The sequence below is a fragment of the Micromonospora sp. WMMD1102 genome, from assembly GCF_029626265.1.
Taxonomy (GTDB): Bacteria; Actinomycetota; Actinomycetes; order Mycobacteriales; family Micromonosporaceae; genus Plantactinospora.
This window is the reverse complement of the sequence record NZ_JARUBN010000001.1, coordinates 1,150,159-1,163,771: the sequence shown is the minus strand read 5'-3', so window position 1 is coordinate 1,163,771 and position 13,613 is coordinate 1,150,159. Positions and strand designations below refer to the sequence as shown.

The window sequence follows — 13,613 nt, the reverse complement described above, 5'->3', positions numbered from 1 at the left end:
CGATGGGCGACGGCTACGACGTCGAGGTGAGACAGATCCGCTCGCACGCGGGGAACGTCGAGGACCTGGCGGAACGGTTCGGCGCGGTCAAGGGCGCCAGCGCACACATCAGCCAGGACGAGTCGGCGTACGGGCTGTTGTGCGGATGGATCTCCGGGGTGCTGGAGGGCCGGCACGCCAGGCAGGACGAACTCGTCGCGTACGTCGCGGAGAACCTGTCGCTGGCCGCCGAAAGTCTCCGCTCGGCCGCCGACAACTACGAGAACTCGGACCTGCGGGCCGCCGACTCGTTCGACCGGCTGGGCGCGCGGATGCCGGACGGCGCGCCCCGATGACCGACACCTCACTCGTCGCACCGGTCGGCTCCACCCGGGAGGTCTGGACGGGCGCCGCGCTGGCCGACAGCGTGGAGGGCCTGGTCGACGCGATCCGCAGCGAGGGCTGGGTCGACGACCTGCTGGCCGGCGCGACGCTCGGGGTGGAGGTCGCGGCGACCGTGCTGGATCCGTTCAGCGCCCTGCTGGCGAACGGCCTCGGCTGGGCGATGGAATACTTCGAACCGCTGCGGCAGGTCCTGGACGAGCTCACCGGGATGCCCGACGTGGTCGCCTCGCACGCGGCGACCTGGGACAACATGGCCGCCGAGCTACAGCGGATCTCCGCAGACCTGCAGGCCCGGGTCACCGGGGACCTGGTTGGCTGGCGGGGCGACGCCGCCGAGGCGTACCGGAGCATGATGGCCTGCAACGTCGACGCCATCGGCGGGCTCGGCGGGATCTCGGCGGCGATGGCGGCCGCCACCCAGGCGGCCGGTAACCTCGTCTCGTTCACCCGGGACATCGTGCGGGACCTCATCGCCGACCTGGTGGCCCGGGTGGTCGTCTGGGCCGTCGAGGCGATTTTCGTGGTGACGATCCCGGTGATCGCGGCACAGATCGTGACCGCGGTGGTGAAGTGGAGCGGCCGCATCCTCACCTACATCGGGGCGCTGATCAGCAGCCTGACCAACCTCTCCCGGCTGCTCGACGGCTGACGTCCGGCGTCGTGCCGGCGGCCCCGGCGGCCCCGCCCGCCCGGGGACCTGCGCGCCCTGGGAATGCCGGTCCGGCAGCGACGCCGATCCGGCGGCGGTTCTGATCCGTACTCCCTGCCGGAAACGCCGGCGTCCCCGGCGGATCGACGCCAGGAGGTACGACAGTGGAGCGCGCCGCCAGCACCGACGAGTTGACCGACGGCAGGCCGGATGCCGGACCCCGCGAGCCGGATCCGCAGCAATCGGACCCGCAGCAATCGGACCCGCTCGGGCCGCCGGACGCCGGCCTGCCGGACCGGCGGCTCGCGCCGCCGGTGCCGACCGGCGCGCTGGAACACCGCAGCTACCTCGACGACGCCTACCTCGATGACGGCTGTCTCGACGACGGCTTCCTCGGCGGTCGCCGGCCGGGATCCGTCCCGCCGGGACGGACGCGGCCGTCGGACGGGCGAGCGGGGGCCGGAAAGCCGGGCACCGGGCGGCCGAGTTGGGACCAGGACACCCTGGACGCGATCGTCCCCGTCGCACCGCGCGCCGGGGCGTCGGCCGGCGTCCCGGCCACCGCAGGCGCCGCGCTCCTCGGGCCGGGCCATCCCGAGCCGGGGCCGACCCGGTGGCGGTCCCGGCTCGCGCTGGCCCTGATCGCGGTACCCGTCTTCGTCGCGGTCACGCTGGGCGTCTTCGCCCTGCTGTGGAACAGTTTCGGCGGGGCGGGCGTGCCGCGTACCGCTGCTCCCGGCGACCCGGCCGCACCGCCCAGGGTGGTGGAGCCGGCGAATGCCGGCGAGGCCAGTGCCCCGCTGGACGGCCGCGCCGAGGCGACCTTCGACCTGGTCACCGACACGGCCTCGGTCCGGCTCGGCGCGGCCGACCTCGGTGAGCTGCTCTACCGGATCAGCACCCCGCCCGGGGCGAACGTGCTGCCGCGACCCGAGGTCCGCAGGGACCGGGTACTGCTGCACCTGGTGCCGAGCGGTGCGAGCGGGCCGGGCGCGGTCGACATCGAGTTGAACTCCCGGGTGCGTTGGGACCTGCGGTTCAGCGGTGGTGCGGCGGAGCGCTCGGTGGACCTCGCCGGAGCCCGGCTGACCGGCGTCGAGTTCCTCGGCGGATCCACCCGGATCGACCTGACGCTGCCGGCACCGGAGGGCACCCTCACGGTACGGATGTCCGGCGGAGCCAACCAGTTCCGGGTCCGCGCACCGGCCGGCCCGCCGACCCGGGTACGGCTGGCCAGCGGCGCCGGTGCCTTGACGGTGGACGGCGACCGCCGCTCCGGCATCGCCCGGGGCACCGACCTCACCCCGCCCGGCTGGGACCGGGCCGAACAGCGTTTCGACCTCGACCTCGTCGCCGGAGTGGCCCTGCTGACCGTCGAGCGAGGCTGGTAGTCAACGCCAACGGGTCCGCGCGACCCGTGCACGCGACCCGTGCAACGGTGAGTGCAGCCCAGGCGGGTCAGGGCGGCTCGTGGGAGTCAGCGCGGCTCGTAGGTCTGGCAGTCCGCGGCGTCCTGCCGGGGACCAACCCGGATCGACGGGGCACTGCACTCGAGGTCGGCGTTGTATCGGCAGTCTTCCCGCTTGCAGGCGCCGACCTGGGCGATGACCCGGTCGAGACCGCCCTTGGCGGAGGTGTCGATGAAGGTGGCACAGTTCGCCGTCTGCTGTCCGATGGTGATCGCGAAGGCGTGACAGCCGTCGTGGTTGTAACCGCACTCGGTCACCGTGCACTCGTGCACGCGCGGCATCTCCAACATGTCCGTCATTGTCAGCTCACCCTTTCGTTGACAAATACAGACGATGGGCATCTCGCAAGTCGACGTTACACGCCGCCGTGCCGTTTTGCCATTCAACGAGTCAGACAGAAATCGTTAGGCTAGCCTTTCCTATTCATCGCGCGAACGCAAATCATTTGGCTTGCCTAACCTGTCGGGCGAGTGCCAGCCCCTTTGCATCAAACGGCGTCATGCCAGGCACGACGCCAGGCGCAATCAATTCATCGGCCGGCGAAAGGGTCGGGCCGGCCGCGCGTACGCGGCCGGCCCGGACATCGGAACCGTTCAGACGAGGTCGAACCGGTCCAGGTTCATCACCTTGTACCAGGCGGCCACGAAGTCCCGCACGAACTTCTCCTTGGCGTCGGAGCTCGCGTAGACCTCCGCGTTGGCCCGCAGCTGGGAGTGCGAGCCGAAGACGAGGTCGACGGCGGTGGCCGTCCACTTGACCTCACCCGTGGCGCGGTCCCGGCCCTCGTACACGTTCTCCGCCGACTCGGCCGCCTTCCACTCCGTGTCGACGTCGAGCAGGTTGACGAAGAAGTCGTTCGTCAACGACTCGGGCCGGTCGGTGAAGACGCCGTACGGGGCCTGCCCGGTGTTGGCGTTCAGCGCCCGCAGGCCGCCGATCAGCACCGTCATCTCCGGTGCGCTCAGGTTGAGCATGAACGCCCGGTCGAGCAGCAGGGTCTCCGGGGAGAGCTTCTCTCCGGGGCGCAGGTAGTTGCGGAACCCGTCGGCCCTCGGTTCGAGGACGGCGAAGGTCTCCACGTCGGTCTGCTCCTGCGACGCGTCCGTACGACCAGGCGCGAACGGAACCGTGACGTCGTGCCCGGCATTCCTGGCCGCCTGCTCGACGGCCGCCGAACCGGCCAGCACGATCAGGTCGGCCAGCGACACCTTCTTGCCGCCGGACTGCGCCGCGTTGAAGTCCTGCTGGATCCGTTCCAGCGTCTCCAGCACGGTGGCCAGCTCGGCCGGGTTGTTGACCTCCCAGTCCTTCTGTGGGGCCAGGCGGATCCGGGCCCCGTTGGCGCCGCCGCGCTTGTCGGTGCCCCGGAAGCTGGCCGCCGAGGCCCAGGCCGCCCGGACGAGCTGGGCGACGGAGAGCCCCGACTCCAGGACCTTGCCCTTGAGGGCGGCCACGTCCTGCTCCGAGACCAGCTCGTGGTCCACCGCGGGGATCGGGTCCTGCCAGAGCTGCTGCTCCGGGATCCACGGGCCGAGGTAGCGGGAGACCGGACCCATGTCACGGTGCAGCAGCTTGAACCACGCCTTGGCGAACGCCTCCTCGAGCTGGTCCGGGTTCTGCCAGAACCGCCGCGCGATCGGCTCGTAGATCGGGTCGATCTTCAGCGCCAGGTCAGAGGTGAGCATCATCGGGGCGTGCCGCTTCGACGGGTCGTGCGCGTCCGGCACGGTGTCGTCGGCCGAGCGGTCCTTCGGCCGCCACTGCTTCGCGCCGGCCGGGCTGGCCGTGAGCTCCCAGTCGTACTTGAAGAGGTTGTCCAGGTAGCCGTTGTCCCACTTGGTCGGCGCATTGGTCCAGGCACCCTCCAGCCCACTGGTGAGGGTGTCGGCGCCCTTGCCGGTGCCGTACGAGTTCTTCCAGCCGAGGCCCTGCTGCTCGACGGGAGCACCCTCCGGCTCCGGGCCGAGGTACTGCGGGTCGACCGCGCCGTGCGCCTTGCCGACGGTGTGGCCGCCGACGATCAGCGCGACGGTCTCCTCGTCGTTCATCGCCATCCGGGCGAAGGTGGCCCGGATGTCCCGGGCGGAGGCCAGTGCGTCCGGGTGGCCAGCAGGTCCCTCCGGATTCACGTAGATCAGGCCCATCTGCACGGCGCCGAGCGGCTCGGCGAGGTCCCGGTCGCCGCTGTAGCGCTCGTCGCCGAGCCAGGCGTCCTCCGGGCCCCAGAAGATCTCCTCGGGCTCCCAGATGTCCTGGCGGCCGAACCCGAAGCCGAAGGTCTTGAACCCCATCGACTCGTACGCGCAGTTGCCGGCGAAGACCAGCAGGTCGGCCCAGGAGATCTTGCGGCCGTACTTCTGCTTGATCGGCCAGAGCAGCCGGCGGGCCTTGTCCAGGCTGGCGTTGTCCGGCCAGCTGTTGAGCGGCGCGAACCGCTGCGAACCGCTGCCGCCGCCGCCCCGGCCGTCGGTGATCCGGTAGGTGCCCGCGGCGTGCCAGCTCATCCGGATGAAGAGCGGGCCGTAGTGACCGTAGTCGGCCGGCCACCATTCCTGCGACGTCGTCATCAGCTCGAAGATGTCCCGGCGGAGCGCCTCGACGTCGAGCTTCTTGAACTCCTCGGCGTAGTCGAAGTCCTCGCCCATCGGGTTCGACCGGGTCGAGTGCTGGTGCAGCACCGAGAGGTCGAGCTGGTTCGGCCACCAGTCCCGGTTGGTCCTGGGCCGGGTCGCCTTGACGCTGGGTGCGGGGATCGCGGGATTTTCGCTTTCGCTGACGCTCTCGGTCATGGCTTTCTTGTCAGACACGTCTGTCCTTTCCGGTTTCGGTCTGCTGACCGGTTCGTACGGTCGGTTGCTTCGGGTCCAGGGTCCTGCGGTCGGTTGCTCAGGGATGTCGGTCCAGGATGCTGCGGTCGGGTTACCGAGGGATGTCGGTCCAGGATGCTGCGGTCTGTGTTGTCGGGCCGGGCACGGGTCTCGGACCGGGCACGGTTGCCGAGCCGGTGTGTCGGACCTCACTCGTCGGGCGTTCCGGCGATCCCCCCGTCGGGCGTTTCCGTGTCATCCGGCCGGCGTGCCGGCGGTTGCCGCGACGCACCCGCGGCACCTGCCCCGGTAGACGACCTCGGTTTCGTCGACCAGGTAGCCCGAGTTACCGGTGGGGGTCAGGCAGCCGGTGTCGCCGACCGCACCGTCGACGTCGACGATGGCACCGCAGGACTGGCAGACGAGATGGTGGTGGCTGTCCCCGGTCCGGGTCTCGTAGCGCGCCACCGAGCCCATCGGCTCGAAGCGCCGGAGCAGGCCCGCGGCGGTGAGCGCGTGCAGCACGTCGTACACGGCCTGGCGGGAGACCTCGCCGATGTCCGCGCGTACCAGGCCGATGATCGAGTCCGTGTCGGCGTGCGGGTTGGCGTGCACCGCGGTGAGCACCGCCACCCGGGGACGCGTCACCCGCAGCGCCGCTCCCCGCAGCGTGCTCTCGAACTCCGGCGTCGTTGGCACGCCGTGAAGTCTCGCGCTTTTTTTGGAATGAATCAAGTATCGGGAGCCACTCGACACCCTCGGGTCACCCGAGAGCATCATCACCCAAAAATGTCCTCGCCGTTCCCATTGCCTGGTACGTGGAGTTTCGCCGTCGTATCCGTCGGCACCGGGAAGCCTCCTGGGTCGGCCGGCGACATCCGGATGGAGTCGATCTCGGCCTCGGCGATGCGCCGCGCCTTCGGCTGGAGCCGCTCGTGGGTACGCCGGAAGATCTCCTGGGCCGTCACCGCCGGCCAGTCCGGCGGAAGGTGCCGCAGCGGGATGCGCGGGTCGTCCCGGAGCAGTAGCAGCCATTCGCTGAGCAGCCAGAGGTGCCGGGCGAGGTCGTCCGGGGCGGTCGGCAGCGGTGCGGGGGTGTCCCACCGGCGCAGGAACTGGTGGTAGCGGCCGGCGATGGCGGGCAGGTCGTAGGCGTCGCGTACCACCTGCCGCATGGCCGCCGGCTCGGCCGGCTCGGCCCGGAAGACCACCAGGTGGTCGCTGAGCCGCAGGTCGGTCAGGAGCGCATCGACGTCCACCGTGCCGGGCGCGATCCACATGCCGCTGCGAAGCAGCCCGAACCCGGCCCAGCGCAGGCGCGAGCGCAGCAGGTGACGCTCGTCGCGGCGCGTCTCGGGCAGCGAGAACCCGAGCAGGGTCCACCGCCCGTCGGTGTCCTGGTTGACCGCACCCGCCCGCCACATGCGCTCCTCGCCCTCCCGCAGCACGGCCGCCGCCCGGGGCGTCAGCCCGAGGTACACCCGGCGGCCCCGGCGGTGCCGGACCAGCAGGTGCCGGTTGACCATCCGGGTCAGCGTGGACCTGGTGGCGTGCTCGGAGACGCCCATCCGGTCCATCACCTCGGTACAACTGCCCGAGAAGATCGCCACGTCCCGGCCGAGCACCGCACTGCCGAGGAGGGTGAGCAGGAGCGTCTGCGGGCGTACGGCGGACACCTGCTCGGGCGCGGTTTCCGAACGCGTCCCGGCGCGGTCGCTGACGGTCGTCATCAGGCCAGGATATGTGCCGGCCGCGCACCCCATGTTGGGCGTTGGATTGACGGTCGTCAAGGAGATGCCTAATGTGATGGATAAACGCTCATCGATGGAGGTGTCATGACACGAACAAGGACGGTGCTGGTCGGGCTGGCCAGCGCCCTGGTCCTCGCGACCGGCGTCGTCGCCCTGTCCCCGCCGGCGTCCGCCGCGTCGCTGGTCGAGGTGACCAACTTCGGCAACAACCCCGGCGGCATGCGAATGCACATCTACGTCCCCGACAACCGCCCGGCCAACCCACCGATCGTCGTCGCCATGCACGGCTGCGGCGGCTCCGGACCAGGCTTCTACTCAGGCAGCGAATTCGCCTCACTGTCCAACCAGTACGGCTTCATCGTCATCTACCCCTCCGCCATGCAGGAAGCCGGCTTCGGCAGATGCTTCGACACCTGGTCGGACGCATCCAAACGGCGCGGCGGCGGCAGCGACCCCGTCTCCATCGAATCCATGGTCAACTACGCCCGCACCCAACACGGCGGCGACATCAACCGGGTCTACGCCACCGGCAGCTCCTCCGGCGGCATGATGACCCAGCACATGCTCGCCGTCTACCCCGACCTGTTCAAAGCCGGCGCATCCTTCATGGGCGTACCCTTCGGCTGCTTCGCCAACGCAGCCGCCTACCCACCCGGCGGCCCCTGCACCAACGGCACCATGAACCGCACCCCCCAGGAATGGGGCAACCTCGTCCGCGCCGCCCACCCCAGCTTCACCGGCACCCGCCCGCCGATCCAGCTGTGGCACGGCACCAACGACACCCTCGTCCCCTACTCGCTACTCCAGGAATCCATCGAGCAGTGGACCAACGTGCACGGACTGAGCCAGACCCCGACGTCCACCGACACCCCGCAGGCCAACTGGAACCGCCGCCGCTTCGGCACCCAGGTCGAGGCATACGCCATCCAGGGCGCCGGGCACAGCCTCCCGTCCAGCGGCATGGCCCGGGTCGCGATCCAGTTCTTCGGCCTCGACCGCGCCGCACCGACCACCCCACCGGGAAACCCGACCACGCCCCCGGGAAACCCGACCACGCCGCCTGGCAACCCGACCACGCCTCCCGGCAACCCGACCACCCCGCCGGGTGGGGCCGGCTGCTCCGCCACCGTGTCGCTGAACCAGTGGACCGGCGGCTTCGTCGCCACGGTACGGGTCACCGCAGGATCCGCCGGCACCAACGGCTGGAGCGTGAGCATGACCCTGCCCGGCGGTGCCAGCGTCACCGGCGTGTGGAACGCCAACCGCAGCGGCAACAGCGGAACCGTCCAGTTCAGCAACGTCAGCTACAACGGCCGGCTGGGTTCCGGCCAGAGCACCGAGTTCGGCTTCCAGGGCAGCGGCAGCGGCTCCGGCATGACGCCGAGCTGCACCGCCAGCTGATCCCGGCCGGGCCGATCGTCGATCGGCCCGGTCCGGGCTGACGCCGGGGGCGGGTCCGGACGCCCCCGCCCCCGGTACGGCCCACCACGGCGTCGGGCCGGAGTCGCGGCTGGCTCGCCGCGATTCCGGCCCGACGCCGCGCCAGCGGTCCGGTCGGTAGCGCTGGGCGGTGGTCCGGTCGGGTAGCGCTCGGCGGTGGCCCGATCAGGTAGCGCTGGTCAGTGGTCCGGTCGGGTAGCGCCCCGGGGATCCGGCTCACATCTCGGCCAGGCCGGCGCCCAGCACCCTGGCGCCGGACCGGTCCAGGCACTCGAAGCGGTATCCCGGCCCGTCCGCCCAGACCAGGGTGCGCAGCGTGTCACCCGGGACGATCGGCCTGGTGAACCGGCAGCTCAGCCGGGAGAGGTTGGCGCCGGCCCGCAGCACGGTCTGGCCGGCGATGGCGAGACTGGCCAGCCCGTGCACGATGACCCCGGGCAGCCCGGCCGCCCGGGCGACGTCGTCGTCCAGGTGGATCGGGTTGCGGTCGCCGGACGCGTCGGCGTACCGGCGGGGCAGGTCGGCGGGAAGTGCGCGGTCGACGGTGCGGACCGGCTCGCCGGCCGGCGGCTCGGCCGGCAGCGCGGGGGCGGCCCGGCCCACCGCCAGGTCACTCGGGACACCCCGGTAGAACTCGGTGACGTACTGCTCGTTGAGCAGTTCGCCGCCCGCGTCCCGGGTCTGCACCCCGATGGTGGCCACCGTGCCGCTGCGCTTGCCGTGCAGGCCGAGGAGGGCGGCGCGTACCGTCACCTTGTCGCCGGTCGGCAGCGGACGGTGGAAGAACAGGTCCTGCTGGCCGTGCACCACCCGGGCCCGCAGCTCGGCCGGGGCCGCGGTCGCGGCGACCGCGAAGACCAGTTCCATCGCCGGGACGACCGCGTAGACCGGCGAGGGACCGCCGACGGCCTCGGCGTACGCGGCCACGCCCTCGGGAGTGACCTCGAACCACCGCTCGTCGCTCCACCGGCCCACCACCGACTCGTCGAATCCGGCCATCAGTCGGTCACCTCCACCACGACGGCGCCCGCCGTGTCTCCGGCCGCGCAACCGGTGAACAGTCCGCGCCCACCGCCCCGGTCACGCAGCGCCGCGACCAGTTCCGCGACGGCACGCATCCCGGTCGGGCCCTGCGGGTGCCCGTAGACGAGACTGCACCCGTACGGGTTCATCCGGTCCAGGGGGAATCCGGTCTGCCGGGAGAAGTAGATGTCGTTGACGGCGAACGGGTTGTGCGTGGTGACCACGTCGAGGTCCCGGACGTCGAGGCCGGCGTCGGCGAGCGCGGCGCGGGCCGCCGGCACCGGCGCCTCCGGCATCCGGGCCCGCCGCACCCGGGCGAACGCCACCGCGTGGATCCGGGCCACCCCGGCTCCCCCGGCCAGCTCCCGGGCCCGCTCGACGCTGCTGAGCACGAGCCCGGCGGTCCCGTCACCGGGATGGGTCTGCGACCCGTAGCTGACCACGCCGTCGGGCCGGACCGCGGAGAGCTTGGCCAGCCCTTCGGCGGTGGTGTCGTGCACGCCGGCGTCGTCGGCGACCACGACCTCGCCCCGGCGTCCGGGTACGTGCACCTCCACCAGGTAGTCCCGGGGCCCCGACCGGGCCGCGCGGTACTGCTCGTGGCGGAGCAGCGTCACCTCGTCGATCTCGGCGCGGGTGTAGCCCTGCTCGGCCGCGACGTTCTCGGCGGTGTCCAGCATCGAGCCGCCGGTGTTCGGGTCGTGCTTCATCGGGTCGAGCACCCAGTGTTCGGTCAGCGGCGCGGCCCCGGGGGTTGCCTGTGCCGACCACACCATCAGCGGGCCGTTGCTGGTGCGGTCGGTGGTCAGCGCCAGCACCGTCCGGTGGGCGCCGAGTTCGACCTGTACGGCCGCCGCCTGCACCACCGCCGCCGAGGTGGCGCACGCCTGGGCGATCGTCGGGCCGGTCACGGCGGCCAGCCCGAGCCGGGGCGTGACCGTGGTGACGCCGTAGAACGAGGTGGGTTGCGGGACGGTGGTGCCGAAGGCGACGTGCCCGACCTCGGCGACGTCAAAGCCGCGTGCGGCGAGCGCCCGGCCGGTCACGTCCACGACCAGGTCGACGCTCGACATCCCGGCGAGCGCGCCCTGCCATCGGCAGAACGGCGACGACCAGGCCAGGCCGAGCGGGATCGCCACGTTGGACAGCTGCACGGAATCTCCTTGTCAGTAGCTCATCCCCTCGGCCTGGCCACCGGCGACGGTGATCACCTGACCGTGGATGAAGTTCGACCACGGTGTGCAGAGCAGGAAGATGCCGCCGGCCGCGTCGGCGGGGGTGGCGCCGCGACCGACCGGGATCCGGGCGGCGGCCTGCTCGCGTACCTGGGCCGGGATGCCGAGCGGGATCTGCCGGTCGCCACGGTCGAAGGTGCCCGCCTCGGCGGTCTCCGCGGTCAGCCGGGTCTGCACGAACCCGAAGGCCACCGCGTTGACGTTGATCTTGAGCGGTCCCCACTCCTTGGCCAGCGTCTTGGTGAGCCCGACGAGCCCGGACTTCGCGGCCGAGTAGTTGGCCTGGCCGACGTTGCCCATCGTCCCGGAGATCGACACCACGTTCACCACCTTGCGGAAGATCTCGCGCCCCTGCGCGGCGTCCCGCTTGGCCGCCTCCCGTAGCACCGGGGCGGCGGCGCGGAGCAGCCGGAACGGCGCCACCAGGTGGATGTCGAGCATGGCCGCGAGCTGGTCGTCGCCCATCTTGTGGAAGATGCCGTCCCAGGTGTAGCCGGCGTTGTTCACCACGATGTCGAGCTGGCCGTACTCCCGCACCGCCCGGTCCACGATCTCGGGCGGCGTGTCCGGGTCGGTGAGGTCGGCGGCGACGGCGGTGCCCCGCCCGTCGAGCAGGGCGAGGGTCTCCTCGAGCGCACCGGCGTCGAGGTCGCTCGCCACCACCCGGGCGCCGTGCTCGGCGAGCAGCAGCGCCGTCGCCTGCCCGATCCCCCGCCCGGCGCCGGTGACCACCGCCACCCGACCGTTCAGCACTCCCGTCACGACTTTCCTCCGTTTGGTGTGAGAGCTGCCAACCTGTCCTGCCACAGCGCGCGGGCGCGCTTCTTGTCGAACTTCCCGGTCGCCGTGGTGGGCAGGTCGGCCACGAACTCGACCACGTCCGGCACCCACCAGCTCGCCACCCGGGAGCGCAGGTGCGCCCGCAGGGTCTCGGCGTCGACCTCGGCACAGGTGACGACGAGCGCCGCCGGCCGTTCGCCCCAGACCGGGTGCGGCACCGCGATGACCATGGCCTGCGCCACCGCGTCGTGGTCCATCAGGTGGTTCTCCAGGTCGATCGAGCTGATCCACTCGCCGCCGGACTTGACGAGGTCCTTGTCCCGGTCGAGCAGGTGCAGGTAGCCGTCCGGGTCGATCGTGCCGACGTCGCCGGTGCGCAGCCAGCCGTCCCGGAACCTGGTCTCGTTGGCGTCGTCGTCCGGCCGGTGGTACGCCTCGGTGACCCACGGCCCGCGTGCCTCGATCTCGCCCGGGGAAACCCCGTCGTGCGGCAGCACCTCGCCGTCCGGCGCGACGATCCGCAGCTCCACCCCGGCCGTGGCGAAGCCCTGGGTCGCGTGCAGCGCCAGCCGCTCGGCCTCGGGCCGGTCCGCCAGGTGCCCCCGGACGACGGTCAGGCTGCCGGACGGCGACATCTCGGTCATGCCCCAGCCCTGCTGCATGTCGACGCCGCGCCGGTGGTAACGCTGGATCAGCTCCAACGGGATCGCCGACCCGCCACAGAGGATGCGGCGCAGCGTGCCGAGGTCGTCGGCGCCCGGCCCCAGCTGGTCGACGGCCAGCCAGAACGTCGGCACCCCGGCCGCCACGGTGACCCGCTCCTCGCGGACCAGCCGGAGTACCGCCTGCGGGCTGGTGTCCATCCCGGCCAGCACGAGCCCGGCACCGGCGAGCGCGGCGGAGTACGGCATGCCCCAGGACGTCGCGTGGAAGAGCGGGGTCAGCGGCAGCAGGACGTCGCTCTCCCGGATCGCGAAGGAGTCGGCGAACAGGCCGCTCATCGCGTGCAGGGTCAGCGACCGATGCGAGTAGACGACCCCCTTGGGCCGGCCGGTGGTGCCGCCGGTGTAGCAGAGGCAGGCGGCGGCCCACTCGTCGACCTCGACCGGCTCCTCGTCGGGGGCCCCGGCGATCAACTCCTCGTAGTCGACGGCGTCGGCGAAGTCGGGATGCGGCTCGGTGCCGTCGGGCATGACGACGTACCGCCGTACCCCGGTCAGCTGGGGGCGGATCTCGGCCAGCCGGGCGGTGAGCGCCGCCTCCACGAAGACGACCCGGTCCTCGGCGTGCGCGGCGATCCAGGCGATCTGGTCGGGAAAGAGCCGGACGTTGAGCGGTTGCAGCACGGCACCGGCGATCGGCACCCCGTAGAAGAGTTCCAGGTGACGCAGGCTGTTGCAGGCGAAGGTGCCGACCCGGTCGCCCGGGGCCACCCCGAGGGTGGGCAGCGCGGCGGCCAGCCGGCGGGCCCGCTCGGCGAGCTGCGGCCAGGTCCGCACGCCGCGGCCGGCGGCGGTCAGCCCGACGAGCCGGGCGTGCGGTCCGGTCGCGGCGGCCCGGCGCAGCACCATCGCCACGGACAGCGGCATCGACCCCATCGTGCTGCGCATGGTCAGCCCTCCTGCGGGCCCGCCGCGGTGAAGAGTTCGCGGATCTCCTCCGGCCACGGCGCGGTACGCCCGGTGGCGGGGTCGTACCAGGCGATGGTCAGAGATCCCCGGGCCACGTCGACGCCGTCCCGGGCGATGCTGAACGCGTAGCGCAGAGAGCTGCGGCCGACGTGCTCGACGGCCAGGGCCGTCTGCGCCACGTCGGTGTGGTGCAGCGGGCCGAGGAAGTCCACTGTCACGTTGACCCGCGGCATCCGGCGCAACGCCTCCATGCCCACCCCGAGCCGCTGGTGCAGCGACGTCTCGGCGTGCTCGACGAAGCGCAGCGCCGTGGAGTAGTGCCACCGACCCATCGGATCGGTCTCGGACCACTCCAGCCGCCGGCTGGTCACGATCGACGCGGGCTCAGCCATGGATCCCTCCCTCGCCCCGCTCCTAGATTTGCTTCTCACGCTCCCGTCGTCA

The 13,613-nt window shown here is 71.8% G+C and carries 13 protein-coding genes; 4 read left to right on the top strand and 9 right to left on the bottom strand.

All coding sequences use genetic code 11. The features are described 5' to 3' along the window. The first annotated feature begins 2 nt into the window (after positions 1-2). From O7626_RS05280 to O7626_RS05270, 3 genes are all read left to right on the top strand, one after another. Positions 3-335 carry a type VII secretion target gene (locus tag O7626_RS05280; protein WP_278059802.1) on the top strand — a complete coding sequence of 111 codons (333 nt, stop codon included), beginning with the start codon at positions 3-5 and terminating at the stop codon, positions 333-335. After that, positions 332-1,033, top strand: a complete 702-nt coding sequence (locus O7626_RS05275) for a hypothetical protein (protein ID WP_278059801.1) — start codon at positions 332-334, stop codon at positions 1,031-1,033. The genes O7626_RS05280 and O7626_RS05275 overlap by 4 nt, the downstream gene beginning before the upstream one ends. A 164-nt stretch (positions 1,034-1,197) precedes the next feature. Further along, positions 1,198-2,424 carry a hypothetical protein gene (locus O7626_RS05270; RefSeq protein WP_278059799.1) on the top strand — a complete coding sequence of 409 codons (1,227 nt, stop codon included), beginning with the start codon at positions 1,198-1,200 and terminating at the stop codon, positions 2,422-2,424. Positions 2,425-2,510: 86 nt separating this feature from the next. Here O7626_RS05270 and O7626_RS05265 read toward each other — a convergent pair whose 3' ends face one another. The 4 genes from O7626_RS05265 to O7626_RS05250 form a co-directional block, all read right to left on the bottom strand. After that, positions 2,511-2,801 (bottom strand): DUF1540 domain-containing protein, encoded by a 291-nt coding sequence (locus tag O7626_RS05265; protein WP_278059797.1) that lies wholly within the window; start codon positions 2,799-2,801, stop codon positions 2,511-2,513. A gap of 294 nt (positions 2,802-3,095) precedes the next feature. Then, positions 3,096-5,291, bottom strand: a complete 2,196-nt coding sequence (gene katG / locus O7626_RS05260) for a catalase/peroxidase HPI (protein ID WP_278066059.1) — start codon at positions 5,289-5,291, stop codon at positions 3,096-3,098. A gap of 273 nt (positions 5,292-5,564) precedes the next feature. Further along, positions 5,565-6,008 (bottom strand): Fur family transcriptional regulator, encoded by a 444-nt coding sequence (locus tag O7626_RS05255; RefSeq protein WP_278059795.1) that lies wholly within the window; start codon positions 6,006-6,008, stop codon positions 5,565-5,567. 80 nt (positions 6,009-6,088) lie between these two features. Next, a complete protein-coding gene (locus tag O7626_RS05250; RefSeq protein ID WP_278059793.1) occupies positions 6,089-7,039 on the bottom strand; it encodes a PaaX family transcriptional regulator C-terminal domain-containing protein in 951 nt (316 codons plus the stop codon). Positions 7,040-7,144: 105 nt separating this feature from the next. Here O7626_RS05250 and O7626_RS05245 point away from each other — a divergent pair, with 105 nt between their 5' ends. Continuing rightward, a complete protein-coding gene (locus O7626_RS05245; protein ID WP_278059791.1) occupies positions 7,145-8,461 on the top strand; it encodes a PHB depolymerase family esterase in 1,317 nt (438 codons plus the stop codon). A 255-nt stretch (positions 8,462-8,716) separates the two neighbouring features. Here the strand turns inward: O7626_RS05245 and O7626_RS05240 are convergent, their stop codons facing one another. The 5 genes from O7626_RS05240 to O7626_RS05220 are packed head-to-tail and all read right to left on the bottom strand — an operon-like array spanning position 8,717 to position 13,561. Next, positions 8,717-9,499 (bottom strand): MaoC/PaaZ C-terminal domain-containing protein, encoded by a 783-nt coding sequence (locus O7626_RS05240; RefSeq protein WP_278059789.1) that lies wholly within the window; start codon positions 9,497-9,499, stop codon positions 8,717-8,719. Then, positions 9,499-10,677: a thiolase family protein gene (locus O7626_RS05235; RefSeq protein ID WP_278059787.1), complete on the bottom strand. Its 1,179-nt coding sequence runs from the start codon at positions 10,675-10,677 to the stop codon at positions 9,499-9,501. The genes O7626_RS05240 and O7626_RS05235 overlap by 1 nt, the downstream gene beginning before the upstream one ends. 12 nt (positions 10,678-10,689) lie before the next feature. Further along, positions 10,690-11,520 (bottom strand): SDR family oxidoreductase, encoded by an 831-nt coding sequence (locus tag O7626_RS05230; RefSeq protein WP_278059785.1) that lies wholly within the window; start codon positions 11,518-11,520, stop codon positions 10,690-10,692. Further along, positions 11,517-13,148, bottom strand: a complete 1,632-nt coding sequence (locus O7626_RS05225) for a long-chain-fatty-acid--CoA ligase (RefSeq protein ID WP_278059783.1) — start codon at positions 13,146-13,148, stop codon at positions 11,517-11,519. The genes O7626_RS05230 and O7626_RS05225 overlap by 4 nt, the downstream gene beginning before the upstream one ends. A 2-nt stretch (positions 13,149-13,150) precedes the next feature. Next, positions 13,151-13,561 carry a thioesterase family protein gene (locus O7626_RS05220; RefSeq protein ID WP_278059781.1) on the bottom strand — a complete coding sequence of 137 codons (411 nt, stop codon included), beginning with the start codon at positions 13,559-13,561 and terminating at the stop codon, positions 13,151-13,153. Between the last annotated feature and the right edge of the window lie 52 nt (positions 13,562-13,613).

Coding starts and splice junctions, on each gene's coding strand:
- O7626_RS05240 (WP_278059789.1), bottom strand. CDS start 9,499: ATGGCCGGATTCGACGAGTCGGTGGTGGGCCGGTGGAGCGACGAGCGG.
- O7626_RS05280 (WP_278059802.1), top strand. CDS start 3: ATGGGCGACGGCTACGACGTCGAGGTGAGACAGATCCGCTCGCACGCG.
- O7626_RS05275 (WP_278059801.1), top strand. CDS start 332: ATGACCGACACCTCACTCGTCGCACCGGTCGGCTCCACCCGGGAGGTC.
- O7626_RS05250 (WP_278059793.1), bottom strand. CDS start 7,039: ATGACGACCGTCAGCGACCGCGCCGGGACGCGTTCGGAAACCGCGCCC.
- O7626_RS05265 (WP_278059797.1), bottom strand. CDS start 2,801: ATGACGGACATGTTGGAGATGCCGCGCGTGCACGAGTGCACGGTGACC.
- O7626_RS05220 (WP_278059781.1), bottom strand. CDS start 13,561: ATGGCTGAGCCCGCGTCGATCGTGACCAGCCGGCGGCTGGAGTGGTCC.
- O7626_RS05225 (WP_278059783.1), bottom strand. CDS start 13,148: ATGCGCAGCACGATGGGGTCGATGCCGCTGTCCGTGGCGATGGTGCTG.
- katG (WP_278066059.1), bottom strand. CDS start 5,291: ATGACCGAGAGCGTCAGCGAAAGCGAAAATCCCGCGATCCCCGCACCC.
- O7626_RS05245 (WP_278059791.1), top strand. CDS start 7,145: ATGACACGAACAAGGACGGTGCTGGTCGGGCTGGCCAGCGCCCTGGTC.